At 53.2% G+C, this 17,374-nt stretch carries 10 protein-coding genes; 2 read left to right on the plus strand and 8 right to left on the minus strand.

Annotation, left to right across the window (positions count from 1 at the left end):
- Positions 1 to 2 precede the first annotated feature (2 nt).
- The 7 genes from secA to HHO50_RS02970 form a co-directional block, all read right to left on the minus strand.
- Positions 3 to 3,392, minus strand: coding sequence for a preprotein translocase subunit SecA (gene secA / locus HHO50_RS02940; RefSeq protein ID WP_181304520.1), 3,390 nt, complete (start codon positions 3,390 to 3,392; stop codon positions 3 to 5).
- Between the two features lie 584 nt (positions 3,393 to 3,976).
- Positions 3,977 to 6,214, minus strand: a complete 2,238-nt coding sequence (locus HHO50_RS02945) for a family 1 glycosylhydrolase (RefSeq protein ID WP_181304521.1) — start codon at positions 6,212 to 6,214, stop codon at positions 3,977 to 3,979.
- Positions 6,201 to 7,418, minus strand: a complete 1,218-nt coding sequence (gene glf / locus HHO50_RS02950; protein ID WP_181304522.1) for a UDP-galactopyranose mutase — start codon at positions 7,416 to 7,418, stop codon at positions 6,201 to 6,203. Before glf ends, HHO50_RS02945 begins: the two co-directional genes overlap by 14 nt.
- 173 nt (positions 7,419 to 7,591) lie before the next feature.
- On the minus strand, positions 7,592 to 8,890 hold the full coding sequence (locus tag HHO50_RS02955; protein ID WP_181304523.1) for a glycosyltransferase family 1 protein: 1,299 nt from the start codon (positions 8,888 to 8,890) through the stop codon (positions 7,592 to 7,594).
- A gap of 226 nt (positions 8,891 to 9,116) precedes the next feature.
- Complete coding sequence (locus HHO50_RS02960; protein WP_181304524.1) at positions 9,117 to 9,641, minus strand: GNAT family N-acetyltransferase; 525 nt, start codon at positions 9,639 to 9,641, stop codon at positions 9,117 to 9,119.
- Positions 9,642 to 9,886: 245 nt separating this feature from the next.
- Positions 9,887 to 10,702, minus strand: a complete 816-nt coding sequence (locus HHO50_RS02965) for a glycosyltransferase family 2 protein (RefSeq protein ID WP_181304525.1) — start codon at positions 10,700 to 10,702, stop codon at positions 9,887 to 9,889.
- Positions 10,703 to 10,764: 62 nt separating this feature from the next.
- Positions 10,765 to 11,535 (minus strand): diaminopimelate epimerase, encoded by a 771-nt coding sequence (locus HHO50_RS02970; protein WP_181304526.1) that lies wholly within the window; start codon positions 11,533 to 11,535, stop codon positions 10,765 to 10,767.
- Between the two features lie 566 nt (positions 11,536 to 12,101).
- Between HHO50_RS02970 and HHO50_RS02975 the strand changes: the two genes are divergently transcribed.
- Positions 12,102 to 12,989: a class I SAM-dependent methyltransferase gene (locus tag HHO50_RS02975; RefSeq protein WP_181304527.1), complete on the plus strand. Its 888-nt coding sequence runs from the start codon at positions 12,102 to 12,104 to the stop codon at positions 12,987 to 12,989.
- A gap of 558 nt (positions 12,990 to 13,547) precedes the next feature.
- Positions 13,548 to 14,486: a Ppx/GppA phosphatase family protein gene (locus tag HHO50_RS02980; RefSeq protein ID WP_181304528.1), complete on the plus strand. Its 939-nt coding sequence runs from the start codon at positions 13,548 to 13,550 to the stop codon at positions 14,484 to 14,486.
- A gap of 367 nt (positions 14,487 to 14,853) precedes the next feature.
- On the opposite strand, the gene HHO50_RS02985 is transcribed toward HHO50_RS02980, so the two are convergent.
- Positions 14,854 to 17,211, minus strand: coding sequence for a hypothetical protein (locus HHO50_RS02985; RefSeq protein WP_181304529.1), 2,358 nt, complete (start codon positions 17,209 to 17,211; stop codon positions 14,854 to 14,856).
- Positions 17,212 to 17,374 lie beyond the last annotated feature (163 nt).

Here is a 17,374-nt window from a genome sequence, read left to right on the forward strand (position 1 = left end):
TTTTAGTCTTCAATGAGAACACAACGGTTGTTGAGCAAATCGTTTTCCACGTTTTTGAACTTCACGTCCTTCATCACGCGGCCATCGGCGTATTGCACACTTACCTTGTCATTGCGGCCTATCACCTTCTCGGCTCTGAACGGCACCTGCTTGGGGGCAGGCGCCTGGGGCATAGCAGGCATGTTAGGCATGGAAGGGACGGTTTCTTCCAGCGTGGAATGCACCTCTTCTTTCTGCTCGTGCAATCTTGGCGGTCTTGGCGCTTGCGACAGACGTGCCTCCTGTACCGGAGCCGGTTGCTGCTCCTGAACCGGAAGATCTGCTTTGAACAGGAAGGAAACGGTTTCTTCGTTCACCTTGCTGATCATGCGCTTGAACAGCTCAAATGATTCAAATTTGTAGATCAACAACGGGTCTTTCTGCTCATACACCGCATTCTGCACACTTTGCTTCAGGTCGTCCATCTCGCGGAGGTGCTGCGTCCAGGCTTGATCAATGGTAGCCAGCGTGATCACTTTCTCCACGGTCTTGATCAACTCACGGCCGTGGGTATTCACCACTTTCTCCAGATTGGCTACGGCGGTGATCTGCTTACGTCCATCAGAGAAAGGCACGGCTATGTTCTCAATCATCGGCCCACGGTTGGCATAGATATCCGCCATAATAGGGGCAGATTGCTCCATAATCTGCTGGTTCTTGGCCAGGTAGAAATCCAACGCCTCGTTGTACAGACGATCCATCAACACATCTACGGATTGTCCGGTCAGTTCTGCCGCGGAGATCGCGGAGTTGAAACCGTACACTCTAATGATGTGCAACAGGAAGTCTTCATGGTTGCCGGTGGCTTTGTACGTCTGCACAATGTCCTCAGCCACGTCATAGATCATGTTCCAGATGTCCAGCTCCAGGCGCTCGCCGTACAGGGCGTTGCGGCGGCGCTTGTACACCACCTCGCGCTGGGCGTTCATCACGTCATCGTACTCTAGTAGGCGCTTCCGGGTACCGAAGTTGTTTTCCTCTACCTTCTTCTGGGCTCTCTCAATGGAGTTGGTGATCATGGAGTGTTGAATCACTTCGCCCTCTTCCAGCCCCATTCTGTCCATCAATTTGGCAATACGGTCAGAACCGAATAACCGCATCAAGCTGTCTTCCAGCGACACGAAGAACTGGGAAGATCCCGGGTCTCCCTGACGACCAGAACGACCCCGCAACTGACGGTCTACCCGGCGCGACTCATGGCGCTCAGTACCAATAATGGCTAACCCGCCTGCAGCTTTAGATTCAGGGGCCAATTTTATATCTGTACCACGGCCCGCCATGTTGGTGGCAATGGTCACGGCGCTCGGCTTACCAGCTTCGGCCACAATCTCTGCTTCCCGTTGGTGATGCTTCGCGTTTAGAACTTGGTGCGTGATGCCGCGCATTTTAAGCATTCGGCTTACCAATTCAGAAATTTCTACGGAAGTGGTACCCACCAGCACCGGCCGGCCCAGTTTGGTTAACTCCTGGATTTCCTCGGCTACGGCGTTGTACTTCTCACGGGTGGTTTTGTAGACCTTGTCGTGCTCGTCTTTGCGCTGGGCGACGCGGTTGGTAGGAATTACGACTACGTCCAGCTTGTAGATTTCCCAGAACTCCCCGGCCTCCGTCTCGGCCGTACCGGTCATACCGGCCAGCTTGTGGTACATTCTGAAGTAGTTCTGCAAGGTCACCGTGGCGTAGGTTTGCGTGGCATCTTCCACGCGCACGTTCTCTTTCGCCTCAATGGCCTGGTGCAAGCCGTCTGAGTACCGACGGCCTTCCATTACCCGACCCGTCTGCTCGTCCACAATTTTCACCTTGTGGTCATCGGTTACAATGTACTCGGTGTCTTTCTCAAACAGCGTGTAGGCCTTGAGCAACTGGTTGATGGTGTGCACCCGCTGTGACTTCTCCTGGTAGTCTTGGATCAGTTTTTCTTTCTGGTGCAGTTTATCGTCGGCAGAGAGTTCTTTATGGTTCTCAATGTTGGCCAGTTCCGTCCCGATGTCTGGCAAGATGAACAAAGCTGGATCTTCGCCCTGGCCTGTGATCAAGTCAATGCCTTTTTCCGTTAATTCAATCTGGTTGTGTTTCTCGTCAATGGTGAAGTACAAAGGCTTGTCTGCCTCTGGCATCTGGCGCGAATGGTCTTGCAGGTAGAAGGCCTCGGTCTTCAGCAAAATCTGGCGCACGCCGGTCTCACTCAGGAATTTGATCAAGGGCTTGTTCTTGGGCAAACCACGGTAGGCTCTGAACAAGGCCAGACCACCTTCTTTGTCGTTGCCTTCTTTGATGAGGCGTTTGGCTTCTACCAGGTAATTACTCACCAATTTCCGCTGCGCTTCCACCAGCATGGCTACCCGTGGGCGTAACACATAGAATTCGTGCTCATCGCCGCGCGGCACCGGGCCAGAGATAATCAGCGGGGTACGGGCATCGTCAATCAACACGGAGTCTACCTCATCTACCATGGCGTAGTGGTGCTTGCGCTGCACCAGTTCACCGGGCTCGCGGGACATGTTGTCGCGCAGGTAGTCAAACCCGAACTCGTTGTTGGTACCGTAGGTAATATCGGCTAAATACGCGTTGCGGCGGGCATCTGTGTTGGGTTGGTGCTTGTCAATACAGTCAATGGTGATGCCGTGGAACTCAAACAGCGGGGCCATCCACTCAGAGTCACGCTTGGCCAGGTAGTCGTTCACGGTTACCACGTGCACGCCGCGTTTGGCCAGGGCGTTCAGGAAGGCCGGCAGGGTGGCCACCAGAGTTTTCCCTTCACCGGTGGCCATCTCGGCAATTTTACCTTGGTGCAAGACAATGCCGCCAATCAGCTGCACGTCATAGTGCAGCATGTCCCAGATCACCTCAGTACCGGCGGCTAGCCAACGGTTGGCCCAAACGGCCTGGTCGCCGTTAATCTGCACGTTAGGTTTGCGCGACGCGAAGGTGCGGTCAAGGTCTGTGGCGGTTACGGTTAACTGGCCGTTTTCCTTGAAGCGGCGGGCGGTTTCTTTTACAATGGCAAAGGCCTGCGGCAGCACTTCCATGAGCACTACTTCCAGGTCTCTGTTACGATCTTTCTCCAGGCCGTCAATCTCGGTGAAGATTTCTTCCTTCTGGGCGATATCCAACTCCGGCTCGTTCTCTATGCGTTGGTAAAGAACCGTTACTTTATCATCAATGGGCTTGAGACGCTCCGCGATAACGGCTTGCACCTCCTGGGTACGGGCCCGCAGTTGGTCATCAGAAAGGGAAGTGAGTTTGGCGAACTCCTGGTTGATGAGCGTTACGTACGGCAGTACGATCTTGATATCCCGCTCCGATTTGGTTCCGAAAATCTTAGCGACCGTCTTCCCAACAAAGTCAAACATATAGAACTAGTTAAAATTTACTTGAATCAATCTCAAAAATACGCGGTTTTTCCGACAATTTTCTATCTAGCTAAAACAATACCACTTACACATTAGTGCCCCAACCCTGACGGGATGGCAGAGAAAGTCAAAATCTGGTAAAAATGGCTAGTAACGGATAAAGAGCCGGATAGCTGTTTTGAAGCTTCTTTTAGAAAAGCGGCCTTAAAACAGCTTTCTTCCGCGTAGGCACGGGTACAGCAGCATGCCCGCCACCTTTGCGGCAGGCACCTCACCCCCAGCCTCCCAGGGAGAGGGGAGCCCCGATGCTGCGTTTATGGGCTGTTTTTATGAAAACGGGCGGAAAACGCCGGAAACCTTTGGGGTCTTGGAGACCACCGGTGTAGCATCTACTGGTGCGCGTCTCCAGACTTGCCGGGAGCCACGGGCAGTGTTGCGGAAGTTTAGGGTTAGGGGTAGCGTTTTTACAGGAAAATGGCGTAACCTTCTTATCTGAAAGCAAAGCCAGCACAACAGAAAAGCCTGTTTTTAGCCTGATTTCGGAAAAACAGGCTAAAAACAGGCTTTAAGTATAGAGAACGCGCTTACGCCTGAGCGGCAAACCTCATTTCGTCTTCTGGTTGGTTTATTGGCCGGAAATTGACTTCGCTGGCCCTGATAAACCGCCGCAAAGCATCTTCTACGGTTGGCAAGAGACCTCTTTTACTTGTTCCCAGTGCTGACGAAGCTGGCCGGGCGGCTGGCAAGTTGAAACTGGCCTGTGCAACAGGGTGTAGCCAAGGGTCTGCCTCAAGGCCCGCCAGTTTGGCTGCCAACTCCGCTAACTGGGCCCAGCTATAGGTGCCTTGGTTGGCCAGATGCCAGATGCCGTTTTCCCCGTCAATAAGTAAATCTAAGGTGGTGTTCACCAAATCTGGCACGTACGTGGGCGTGATAAAGCTGTCCTCCGCGGCTTTGAACGTTTCTTGGTGCGCAATGGCCCGCAGGGCGTGGTACACAAAGTTATGTTCGTCCCAGGGCCCGAAGAAGGCACTGGTTCTAATAACCAACGCACCCGGCATGGCGGCTAGTACCTGCTCCTCAGCCAATGCTTTGCTGGAGCCGTACACATTCAGCGGATTGGTTTTATCTTCTTCGGTATAAAGCGTTTGCTTCTCGCCGTCAAAAACCAAATCTGAAGAAAAGGTGACCAACCCAATGTTCTGCGCCTGGCAGACCTTCGCCAGCACGGCTGGCCCCAGCGTGTTTTCGCGGGAGCAGGCTTCCGGCTCATTTTCAGCGTCGTCTACGCGCACGTAACCGGCGGTATTCACCAAGGCCCAAGGGCGATACTTCAAGATAGTCTGCTCAACCGAAGACTCATCCGTAATATCCATGTCCTGCCGGGACAGTAGCACGTACGGAATGCCCCGTACATCGCAGAGACGGGCAAACGCCCGGCCTAACGTACCGGTGGCTCCGGTGATCAACATTGGCTGCACGCCGATGGTCTCTTTCTGCTTCTGCTCATTGGAAGATACGTCCCACACCTCAGGGCACTCTGACAGCGGCGGATACATGCTGCGGCAGGCACGTTTCCACCAGCCGTCAATTCCCAGCAAGGGGTGTCGCTCTTCTCCGGCAGACACGCCGCGCAGGAATTTGGACACGGCAGTTTGGGCAGGAACACCGCTGCGGAGGTCAAATACCCCCATCTCATAATGTCCGCTGTTTTGCGTGAGCAGGCTGTTCCAATCATAGGCTCCCAGCAACGTCCAGGCGGTGACCCCCCGTATGTTTTTGCCCTGATTTCTCAAAAACGAGGCAGAATCCCATACCTCGGCAAACCAGCGCATCTGTTCTTCGCGGGTGCAGCATAAGTGGGCTTCGGTGATGGCCACCGGAATGTCATAGCGGGCACACACTTGTTCCAGAATCTGCTGCACCCCTAACGGCGAAGCAGCCTGTACCCGCACGGCTTCCACATCCGCGTAGCGGTGTTTCCCGTTACTGCCGTGGGTGTGCCAGGGGTAGTCAATGATGCGCTCGTCTAAGTACCGCTCACTGGTGACGTAGTAGTTTACCCCAATCACGTTGGGCGGGCAAGGATGCTGTACCAGTTCCAGCAGGGCTGCTTCGGGCACTTGGTGTAAGCGCAGATACGGCCACAAAGGATGTTGCTGGTCTACTTTCCCGCAGAGCAAATCCCAGGAAAGCCACCGCCGATGGTTCTCAAAATCTGCCTGGTACTGCAAGGCAGGCGTACTGTGAGAATAGCCAAGGTCATCGGTCTGCACCAATTGGGCATGAGGGTTCACTTCCCTGATGGCCTGCATGGCCAGCTTGGTACCGTTGATTTGGTTTAGTAACGCTTTGGCAAAGGAGGCGTCGTCTTTGGTGTGCGGATACCAGAAACCGTATAATGCGCTGAACCGGGCGGTGGTTAGTGGTTCATTGACGGGGGTGTAGTAATTTACCCACGGAAATTGCTGCGCGACGGAGCGCGCGTACTGCGCAAATTTCTGGGGAAAATTGTCGTCCAGTAAGTTGGTATACCGGGGGCCGCTGCCATGATGCAGCAGCCCCACGATAGGGTCTATGTTTACTTCCCGAAGCCTGTTCAGCCGTGCAGTTGCCCAGCTCCAATCTTGTTGCTCCGGATGCTCTGGGGCTACACTTTCCCACAGAACCGGGTACCGCAGTTTCTTGATCCCTAACTCAGCAAAAAGGTCTAAGTCAGTAATCCGTTGCGCATGCCCGCTCTGTGCAAGCTGGTCAAAGTACTGGTCACCTACGCGGTTGACGGTACACTCAACGCCTCCCCAAAGCTCAATGTTTGCCATTCGGACTCAATTTGGTGGAACTTCCGTTTAGGGTGGCAGCACCGCCGTTCAAAGCCTCACGCACCACTTTGGGTAATACATCCACTCCGTCTACCAATGGCTTGCCTACTTTGTCTTTTTCGGTCAGCTTTTTGTGTACGGTAAGCGCCTGGGCCACTACTTGGTCCATGTTGTAGTACTTGTAAGTGGCCAGACGGCCCACAAAATGCACATTAGGCGTCGCATCGGCTAGCTTCTTGTATTTGTTGTATAGCTCAGCGTTCTCTGGCTTAGGTACCGGATAGTACGGGTCTCCCTCGGCCCGGGGGAATTCATACACCAGGCTGGTTTTGGCATGCTGCTGACCAGTCAAATATTTGAACTCCGTTACGCGGGTGTACAACTGCTCATTAGGGTAGTTCACCACGGCCACCGGCTGGAATACTTCTTTGTTCACGGTCTCGTGCTTGAACTCCAGGGAGCGGTACGGCAGTTTTCCGTATTTGAAATCGAAATACTCGTCTACCGGGCCGGTGTAGATCATCTCCTTGAACGGAATCATGTCAATGATCTCGTGGTAGTCTGTGTTGAGCATGATCTTGATGTTGGGATGATCCAGCATCTTCTCAAACATTTTGGTGAATCCGTGCAACGGCATGGCCTGATAGGTATCTGTGAAATACCGGTCATCGCGGTTGGTGCGGGTAGGCACCCGTGAGGTCACCGATTTGTCCAGCTCAGACGGATCCATGCCCCACTGCTTGCGGGTGTAGTTCTTGAAGAACTTCTCGTACAACTCGCGGCCCACTTTGCTTACCACCACGTCTTCTGACGTGCGGATGTTGTCTACCCTCTCGGCGACAGATTCAAAGAACTTGTCCAGCTCAAAAGACGTGAGGTTAAGCCCGTACAGTTTGTTGATGGTGTCCAGGTTAATAGGCATAGGCACCTGCTGCCCGTCTACGCTGGCCAGTACGCGGTGCTCATACGGGCGCCACTCTGTGAACTGACCCAGGTACTCAAATACTTCTTTGGAGTTGGTGTGGAAAATGTGCGGCCCGTACTTGTGCACCAGAATCCCGTCTTCGTTATAATGGTCATAGGCGTTACCGGCAATGTGCGGACGTTTGTCTATGATTAATACTTTTTTGTTGGAATACGTGGCTAAGCGCTCGGCTAGTACGCTCCCGGCAAATCCTGCCCCTACAATCAGATAGTCGAACATATATTTATTGGGCTAAAGTTATTTTCATTTTATATTGATTTGCTGCTATGCCTACATAGCATCTCTCCGCTCTCTCCCGCGGGAGAGAAGATCCTGCTTCCTTCGTTTTGGGGCTGATTTTTAGAAAGTAAGCTGCTTCCCTCTTGCCGGTTGCCTCCTGGTTGAAGCAAAATTTAGGTAGTGGCAGAATTCTTTTTCGCTTTCTTTTCAGTGCTTACCCCCTGCATGAGGCGTACCATGCCTTGCCAGGTTTTGTCCCAGGAGAACCCGGCCAAAAAGTCATCTACCCGGCGCGACCATTCCTTGTCTTCCTTCTGCGTCAGCGCCTTCACAATGGCTGTTTCAAACGCTTGGGCACCATCGGCAATTTGCACCAGGTTCAGATCGCCGTAGGGGCGCACCACGTCTCTGATGGAAGTAGACACCACCGGTTTACCGGCGGCCAGATACTCTGGCGTTTTGGTGGGGCTGATGTACTTGGTTGACTCATTATGGGCGAACAGCAACAAGGCTACGTCCCAACCCGCCAAATAGGAAGGCAACTCCTGATAAGATTTTCCGCCCAGGTAATGGATGTTGGAACTGGCAGGCAGCACCGCCGGATCTATCTTCACCACTGGCCCAATAATCACGAATTGCCATTCTGGGCGGGCAGTCGCCACTTCGCGGAGCAGTTCAATGTCAAAACGTTCGTCCACTACCCCATAGAAGCCCATGCGGGGGTGCGGGATACCGGCCTGGTCAGCAGGATCTTCCTGGTTTTGGCGGGCCTGCCCGAAATGCACTTTATCTATGCTGCTAGGAAACGCATATACCTGTTGGTGGCGGTCTCTTTTGGCTTCATACAGGCTTTGGCCTCCGGTAAACACCACATCGGCCTTCGCCAACAACTCGGCTTCCAGTTCCAGTAGCCGCGGCGGCGCAAACTTGAAGGCAGAGAGTTCATCCATTACGTCAAACACGGTTAAGGCAGGCGTAAACTGGCGGGAAATCTCCAGCGCCATAGGCGTATAGTACCAGAAAACAGTCTTCTCCAGGTCATGGTCTGCCATGAAAGCATTGAGCAGCTCTATTTGCTTCGCGTCTGACTCTGCCGGGGTAAGTCCGTTAGGTAAATGGGCTATTACTTTGGTCACCTGGCCATTTTCCCGCTCTTCCATCTCTAGCCGGGGCTGCGCATTCTCATAGAAATAGGGTTCTTCAAAGAAGAACAGACGCGTGTGCTTGGCAAAACGGGACAGCAGGTGCTGCGGACGCTGGTAAACGAAATCCCACCGTAGGTGCGACAAGCAAATGATGGCCGAGACAGAGCTGAGGTACGCCTCCAAACTACTGTCATTGGTGAGTTTTGAAGAGGCTTTAGCAGTATTATTTACAGATGCTGCATAAGTATTGGATGATGATACTTCTGGTTCTGGCGTAAGGGAACTACTCCCCCCTCCGGGGACAAAATCTAGGTCTAGGTCAAGCATACAAAAGCTAGTTAAGGAGTGTGGATCCGTGAAAAGAACGCGAAACGGTATCTTTTCCATTTTTCCCTAGCTTACGTAGATTTTGGAAAAAGGCTACATTCCAATAGGATTTACCCTTGATTAACCTGTAGAACTATACAAAATTCAGTATAAATCCGCGAATTTAGAATGAGATTAATCTTTCCTGGTCTTCTGCTATTCCCCTAAAACCCCCAATTGCCCAATTTCAAGAAACGGTCAGCACCTTCTGGAATTCTACCACATGCTGCCAGCCTGTAGAGGTTCTGAGCCAATCCTTCCGCAAGCCCACTTCCTGAAATCCGGCCTGCCGGAAAATCTTTAGACTGGTGGTATTCTCCTGGGCCACGGAGCAATAGAGTTGGTGCAGCTGCAGAATGTGGATGGCGTAATTTTCCAGCACCTGCAGCGTCTCTTTGCCGTAGCCCTGCCCCCGCTGGCCCGAAACCAGGGCGATGCCTACCCCCGCCCGTTGGTGAAGCGGCTCAAAATCAAACAGGTCTACGGTGCCTATGACGGTGTTTTCCTGCCGCAGGCAAATCATGAGCCTAAGCTGGCGGGCCGCGAAGATGTCCAGGGCGGCGTTTTCAAGGTACAGCTTGAGCGCTTCCCGTGAGTACGGGGCTACGGACAAACTCACCGGCCACAGGGTGGTATCATTCTCCAAGGTGTAGAGAAAATCCAAATCTGAGGGCTCTGGTGCCCGAAGAGAGATGCGGTCTGTGTGCAGCATAAACGGTAGATCTTGTACTGAAAGACTTCTTCTGCTTTTCTACCGGAGAAAGGCGCCCCTTGCCTCTGGCAACACCTAAAGGTAATTAAACCAGATTCATTTCTTACTTGTCACTTCCCCAGCCCTGCTTGTTTTTTGTGTTATTTTTATAAACGAGGCTAAAAACCACCTCGTCATCGTTTTACAGATTTTCAAGACTTCCTGCTTAAAAGACTTTCCTCCGCAGCATACGCCCGCGGCTTCCGCTACTTCTGCAGATACTGGTCTACGCCTTTCTGGCAGTAAGTGATGTTGGTCTGGATGGTGGTGCGCAGCAGTTCCTCATTGATGGCTTTGCGGCTGGTATCTACATAGGTGTGGTGCAAATGGTACTGCACCCCTCCCATTTTCAGGGACATTTTTCTGATACCCGCGTTCATGAGGCGGGCCGCCAATTCACTGTCCTCCGGCCCCCAGCCCACATAGTTTTCATTGTACCCGTTCACGCGCAGAAGATCATCTCGCCAGAAAGACATGTTGCAGCCTTTCACGTAATATTTGTTTTTCCCGGTCAGTTTGTAACGGTTAGCCAGAAGGCGGCGCAGAAGCCCCATCCGCAAACCGTTAAACAAATTACTGGTCTTGGCAATATCGGCGAAGCCGAAGTGGGTGATTCCCTTTGCCAGCACTTCCTGGGAAAGCTCCGGCGAAAGGTTGATTCTGCCACCCGCCAAAAAACGGCCGGTAGTAGCCATGGAAAGATGATCCTGCACAAACTTAGGGTGCACAATGATGTCTCCGTCTATCTGGACAACATAGGGGTGCTGGGCCTGGGCAATGGCCCGGTTCAGTATTTTGGCTCTCTGAAAGCCATTGTCTGGGTGCCACACATGGATAAGCGGCACCGGGAAATCCTCCTGGAAACGCATAATCAAGGCCTTCGTTTCCTCGCCAGAACCATCATCGGCAAGCAAGACTTCCTGGGGCAGCACCGTTTGCCGGGCCACACTCTGCAGGCAGAGATGTAGGGCTTGGGGCCAGTTGTAGGTAGAGATAATGAGCGAACACATGAGCGGGGCCATTGAGCAGAAGCGGTTTAGGTTTTGAGGCTGTTTTTGAAAAACTGACGCGAAAAGAGCCTGGGCTACAGGCTGATTTCCCCTTTGAACACCTGCACGGCGGGGCCGATGAGGAACACGTTTCTGAAGCCGCTGCCCTCTCTCTCAAAGCTTACCTGCAGTTCGCCCCCCAACACTTTGATGTGCACCGGGCTTTCATACCCGGCGCGGCTGGCGGCCAAAGCGCAGGCGGTCACGCCCGTGCCGCAGGAAAATGTCTCGTCTTCCACGCCACGCTCATAGGTACGCACAAACAGCTTGTTCTCGGGCAGATGCTCCACAAAGTTCACGTTGGTTCCCTCGGCCTTGAAACGGTCTGAGTAGCGGACGGCCCGGCCTTCAGAGAACACGTCTACATTTGCCAGCGCATTGACTTGTTTCACGTAATGCGGCGAGCCGGTATCCAGGAAAACGGCCTCCGCCAGGTCTTCTACCGCGTCTACGTCCTTCATCTGCAGGTGCACCAATCCGTCTTTCAGGAAGGCTTGGTGCGGGCCATCGGCGGCAATGAAGTAGGCCTGGTCTTCCACCACGCCCAGATGCTGCGCGAAGGCCACCAGACAGCGTCCGCCGTTCCCGCACATAGAACTGGGCCTACCGTCGGCGTTGTAGTAGACCATCTCAAAATCGTAGCCTTCTCTGGGCTGCAACAGCATGAGGCCATCGGCCCCTACCCCTTTGCGGCGGTCGCAGAGAAAAGCCACCTGCTCCTGGCTGAGCTGGATGGCCTGCGTCCGGTTATCCAGCACCACAAAATCATTGCCGGTGCCCTGGTATTTATAGAAAGTTACCTCCATGTTAAACGTATACGCCTGTTTTCCGCCGGGGCGGAGCATCTTTTCTTTGTAAAAACCTTGAAAATTACTCAAAAAAGTGATGCCATGCTACAGACGCCCGCTGAATTAAAAACACCTCAGCCCCTCACCCGCAGAACCATGCTGAGGCGTTTTAGGACTGTTTTGCGGAAAACAGACCGGAAACGACCTTGGCGCAGACACGCGTAGGAGCTGCGCGCGCTACCAGGTCTTTGGAGCAGGCGGCACTGCGGAAAACAAGCTGGAAACGCGAAAACCTGTGAGGTCTCCAAGACCTCACAGGTTTAGAGGGTACTGGCGCGAGACTTTAGTCTCTTGACTTAGGAGGAAGCGCGTCTCCAGACTCGCCGGGAACCACCGGCAGTAGGCCGCACACTGGTTCATCAAGAACCTTAAGGGTAAAACGCAGCAAGGCGTTTAGGATGCTTTTTACCAAAAACAGGCCAGAAACGTATCCCTTCTCAGCTACTTGAGACGGCTCCTGGAAGAAGGACAGCACCGCACGCCACAAAACCGTACCTTTGCCCCTTCACCACCAACCAAAACCTATGTACTCTTTCCTGACCACCAGCGCCTGGGCCGATTATGAACTGATTGACTGCGGCAACTTTGAGAAACTGGAGCGCTTTGGGGACTACGTGCTGGCCCGCCCCGAACCGCAGGCCGCCTGGGACAAGCACCTCTCAGACCATGAGTGGGAAACCAGGGCGCAGGCGACCTTCCGGCGCGAGAAAGGCAACCAGGAGAAAGGACAGTGGCAACTGAAGAAAGGCATGGCCGAGCAGTGGTTCATCAACTACCGCTACCATGACCTGAAATTGCGGTTCCGGCTGGGTTTGTCTTCCTTCAAACACGTGGGCCTGTTCCCCGAGCAAGACCCCAACTGGCAGTTCATCTTTGACCGCACCCGCGCCCTGCCCGGCAAGCCGAAGGTCTTGAACATGTTCGCGTACACCGGCGGGGCGTCGCTGGCCGCCAACGCCGCCGGGGCCGATGTCACCCACCTGGACTCCGTGAAGCAGGTCAACTTCTGGGCCCGCCAGAACATGGAAGCCAGCAACCTGGACAACATCCGGTGGCTGGTGGAAGACGCCATGAAATACGCCCGCCGCGAGGTGAAACGCGGAAACAAATACCAGGGCATCATCCTGGATCCGCCCGCCTACGGCCGCGGCCCCGATGGTGAGAAATGGCTTCTGGAAGAACAGATCAATGAACTCATCAAACTCTGCGCTGAGTTGCTGGATCCGGAGAACAACTTCTTCGTGATCAACCTGTACTCCCTTGGGTTTTCGGCCTTGATTCTGGATAACCTGATCAAAGCCTCTTTCGGCCACACTGTCCAGAATCAAGAATTGGGCGAACTGTATCTGGAAGACCAGGCCAAACGCAAGTTGCCGCTGGGCACGTTCTTCCGGTTCAGTTCTGTGAAGTAGCTTTCTCTGTCAAGCAGCGTAATTTTAGGTATTTACCTTCGCTACTCTTCTTTTGTCATCCTGGAAGGATCTTGTGGGCCAACTAGAAAAGCGCTGTCATACACGCAACAACTGCTTGTCTACAGGCTTTTTCCCTTGAGAGCATGTTCAAATTTCATCTTTGCGCTGCAAATTGCCATAAAAAGAACCTGCGCTCGCGGTTGCGTCGCACCGTAGTGCTGGCAGGCAACTCATAAAACGCTTCCGCAGAATCTTTCCCTGACTAGTTGAGCCAGCAAACCTGAAATTTAAACAAGCTCTGCTTGAAAGCAAAAGGTGTTCGGGTAGATTTGTTAACTGGTACTACCTATTTGTCTAAAACTGTTTTTGGCCCGTTTTCCTAAAAACAGCCTCAAAACAAATTCTGTGTTTTCCAGCAACATCATATCGGCGCAGCCGAAGATTTTCCCGTACTGCCTTTGTAAATGAGTGCAACAGAAATAGAAAAGGCTTCCTGAAATTGATTGCTGCTTTCCTTTTTAATTCTTGATTCCTAATTCTCAATTCCTACTTAAACACATGTCTCGTCGTTTCGCGCTTATAGACCTTGGAACCAATACTTTCCACCTGCTCATAGTTGAACTGGATGCCGAGGGCGTGCAGCAAACGCTGTACAAAACCAAAGTTCCGGTCAAGCTGGGGCTGGGCGGCATCAGCAAAGGAGAAATCACCCCTGAGGCCCGCGAACGGGGCTTGAAGACCTTGTCCGGGTTTAGAGACATCATGAACCAACACGGCGTGGAAGAGGTGAAAGCTACTGCCACCAGCGCCCTCCGCAACGCCAGCAACGGCCCAGAGGTGGTGCAAGCCATCAAAGAGCAGACCGGCATTGCCGTGGAGGTGATCTCGGGTGCCCGCGAGGCCGAACTGATTTTCAAAGGCGTGCAGCTCGCCATGGAAGTAGGCCCCAAACCAGTGCTGGTAATGGACATTGGCGGCGGCAGCATTGAATTCATCATCGGGACGGACAAGGGAATTCTGTGGAAGAAAAGCTTCGAGATTGGTGCCCAACGCCTTTTAGACAAGTTTTACCCAGAGCCGGAACAAGCCATTAAACCCGACCAAGTCAAGGCCCTGCGTCACTACCTGCAAGACCATCTGCAAAAGCTCACCGCCGCCGTGCTCCAGCACCAACCCGAAGTCCTGATTGGCTCTTCCGGCACCTTCGACACGCTGGTAGACATGGATCTGGCTCCCCAAGGCATCATCCGTGACCCCAACGGCTCCCCCGACCTGGCATTATCCCTGGCTACGTTTCACCGGCAATACAAAGAACTCCTTCAGAAGACCCGCGCCGAGCGTCTGGTCATCCCCGGCATGCTGGAGATGCGCGTAGATATGATTGTGGTTGCCTGCGTGGTAATTGACTGGGTACTGGAGAAGTATAACCTGGAGAAGATCAGGGTGTCTGCGTATGCGTTGAAAGAAGGAATGTTGGCGGAGTTGCTGCAAGGGTAAGTTGTAGAGGCTGTTGTGCCTGCAGTTTGCCGTTGCTGGCGTGGGGCTGGTTGATGCGGAGCCCTTATGCTTACACCTGCATATCCACGCATTCACTCAAAAGACCTGCGAGTGTCTGTGCCAACCTCGTTTGAAACCTTCATTTTAAAACTAAGTACGGAGACAGCATTACTTTATACTCTATTTGTTACCCTGGAAGGATCTTGTGGGCGAACTAGCATAGCATTCGCAATTGCCGTTCGAAACCAAGATCCTTCCAGGAGGAGGACAACAAGAAAAGTACGTCAAACTAATTTTGCCCGCATACTTATGCCCAAAACAAAAGCGCCTTTCCTGATGTAGGAGAGGCGCTTTTGTTTTATAAATCCTACGTCAGCTTCTTAAACTGCTTCTGGTAGGCCTTATTCAGTTTTTTCAGGTCTTTGCTGCCGCCGGTGTAGGTGTTGGCCAGTTGCTTGTAGTCACCGTTGGGGTTGGCCTGGGCATCACGGGCGGCGAGCAGTTGGCCGATTTGCTCCTGTAGTTGGTTCAGGTTGTATTTGGTGTATTTTAGAGAAACCAGGCGTTTTACCAGATCCAGTGAACCGGAAGCATCACCTTGGACAGCGGCATGGCGGGCTACTTCGGCCACGAAGGCTTTGTTTTCATGGGTCAGGGCGTACGCGAGCAAAGGCGCATTTTCCAATCCATAACGGGCCACATCTGCGGAGGCATAGTGTTGGCTGGCTTCCTGGTACACCTTCACGGCTTCGGCCATTTTGTTTTGATTGATGAGGTCGCTGGTTTTCTGCAGAAGTTCCTGGTAATGGGCCGGGGCATCAATGCGGGCAAGTTCCACTTCGGCGGTAGCCGAGGGGATGGCGCAACCGCCGTTCTCTTTCACGGCGGCAAGGGCTTTGTCTAACTCAGCGGCGGCTTGGGCGAACTTGTGCTCACGGCTGTACTGCAAAGAACGCTGATAGTGCTGGTCATAGGCCGCTTGGGCGTTGGCGCACTCCTGAGAGAAAATGCCTTGGTTCAAGGCTCTGAATTTACCGTCCAGTTCTTTGTCGTTCACCAATCCGTAGCGGATTTGCAGGTTCGTTATCTCTGCTGCCAGGGAACGGGCTTGGGGCAACTTGTTCGCGTTGGCCTGTAACTGGCCTTCGGCGATTTTCTCCAGGAGTATGGGCCGGGCAGCTTGGCGGAGCAATTTATCAGCATCGGCGGCAGAAGTTAAGCTGTAGCCGCCAACCAAGGTTTTCCCTTTCTCAAAGGCCTGCAAGGCGGTGCTGTAATGCTTTAACTGCAGCGCCTTGCGACCATCGGCCATTAGGCCAAGGTACACCTGTTGTTGTACATCGCGCAGCAACGTGGCAGCGGCCGCATCTGAATCAATAGCAGTTTTGTTGATGCGGGCGTACTGCTGCGCTTCTTTGGCCAGCTTCTCGGCCAGAGGTAGGTTCTTCTGGTTCAAGGCCTGGCGTCCGTCCTGCAATAGGTTATCGTAGATACCGCTTTTGGCAAAGGCAATGCCTTCTTCCCATAACTCAGACCGGCACTGCAGCCTGGCAATGGCCCGGCAGAACTCCTTGGCTTCCTCAAATTGCTCCATGGCCTGGCGGTATTTGCCTTGGTTGTTGAGTTGCTCGCCCTGGCGCACGTAGGCGTTCTGGATATCAAAAGCTAGTTCCTGTCCAAACCGGTACGTCTCTGGGTCTACCTGCATGCGGTTCAACAAGTCGCGGGTGCGTAATGCGGCTTCTTTCAGGTAACCTTCCTTGAAATCAAGGCGGGCCAGTTGCAGGTGCGAAGGCGCGAAGGCCGGATTTGCCTGCAAAGAACGCTCAAAAAACTCCCGCCCGGCACGGCTGTTGCCGTTCAGGGCCAGCTCCAAGCCTCGGTTGTAATAGATTTCAGGTAAACGGGCCCACATCTGGTCTAAAGCCACGCGGCGCTCTTTGAACCGGATGTCCAGGTCTTTCACCCGCCGCCGAAGCTGGATAGGGTCATGGTGGTTCAGCTGTAACTCACGCTCTAGGCGGCTATCATACAAACGGTCTAACTCCCGTTCCAGGTCTTTCACCCGGTCATTGTGCGCCGTGAGGTAATCAATGTCATTGGGGTTAATGGTCTGCAAATCACGGGAGAGCTGGGCCAGACGGGCATCAGAGTCATAATACCGTTTCACCCAGGTAAGCCGCTCCTGTACCGCCCCATGGTTCCCGGCCGAAAAGCCCAGTTTTGTCTCCACTACCCGCAGTTTATAACCCGAGAAGTCTGAGGTGTCTTTGAGGGAAGTCTGCACCAGCACGGCCGCCCCCTCCTGGTTCAGATTCTTGTTGGAGATATCAAAGGTTTGCAGCACCTTGTCCTCCCGCCCTATTAACTGCACTTTGGCGTAGATAACGGTGGGGGTGAGCGCATCGGCGAAATCAAACTCGCGGAAGAGCACCTGTTCCCGCACCCGCACGTTCTTTACCGAGGCACTGATTTCCACCTGGTCTCCGGAACGGGTAATTTTCTCGCGCTGTTCAAACTCCACGGGCAGCACCAATTTGCCCGACCGATGATGGTTGTCTCTCCCCAATTGCTGCGCCAACGCATTCAAATCTGCATTGGTGAAGCTGGAGATAGAGAACGTTTCCTGCCGGTTTTGCTCGTACAAAACCTTAGACTGCGCCCCGGCCTGCCCGCTCCAGAAGAGCAGTGAAACGAAGATGAGGGAGAGTAGGTGTGCTTTCATAATATTAGCCGTTTCTTATATTCAACCGAAGGCAAAATCCGTTCCAGAAAAGAGACAGAGGAGCTTCTTTAGCTAGAAGATGCACCACTTGGCGGCGGGGTTGCTTCTAAGAGAGAATAAGAATAACCCGTTTTAAGGCTGATTTCTGAAAAGTAGGCCTAAA

The sequence above is a fragment of the Rufibacter sp. XAAS-G3-1 genome, assembly GCF_013623775.1.
In the GTDB taxonomy this organism is placed as follows: Bacteria; Bacteroidota; Bacteroidia; order Cytophagales; family Hymenobacteraceae; genus Nibribacter.

Coding starts and splice junctions, on each gene's coding strand:
- secA (WP_181304520.1), bottom strand. CDS start 3,392: ATGTTTGACTTTGTTGGGAAGACGGTCGCTAAGATTTTCGGAACCAAA.
- HHO50_RS02945 (WP_181304521.1), bottom strand. CDS start 6,214: ATGGCAAACATTGAGCTTTGGGGAGGCGTTGAGTGTACCGTCAACCGC.
- glf (WP_181304522.1), bottom strand. CDS start 7,418: ATGTTCGACTATCTGATTGTAGGGGCAGGATTTGCCGGGAGCGTACTA.
- HHO50_RS02955 (WP_181304523.1), bottom strand. CDS start 8,890: ATGCTTGACCTAGACCTAGATTTTGTCCCCGGAGGGGGGAGTAGTTCC.
- HHO50_RS02960 (WP_181304524.1), bottom strand. CDS start 9,641: ATGCTGCACACAGACCGCATCTCTCTTCGGGCACCAGAGCCCTCAGAT.
- HHO50_RS02965 (WP_181304525.1), bottom strand. CDS start 10,702: ATGGCCCCGCTCATGTGTTCGCTCATTATCTCTACCTACAACTGGCCC.
- HHO50_RS02970 (WP_181304526.1), bottom strand. CDS start 11,535: ATGGAGGTAACTTTCTATAAATACCAGGGCACCGGCAATGATTTTGTG.
- HHO50_RS02975 (WP_181304527.1), top strand. CDS start 12,102: ATGTACTCTTTCCTGACCACCAGCGCCTGGGCCGATTATGAACTGATT.
- HHO50_RS02980 (WP_181304528.1), top strand. CDS start 13,548: ATGTCTCGTCGTTTCGCGCTTATAGACCTTGGAACCAATACTTTCCAC.
- HHO50_RS02985 (WP_181304529.1), bottom strand. CDS start 17,211: ATGAAAGCACACCTACTCTCCCTCATCTTCGTTTCACTGCTCTTCTGG.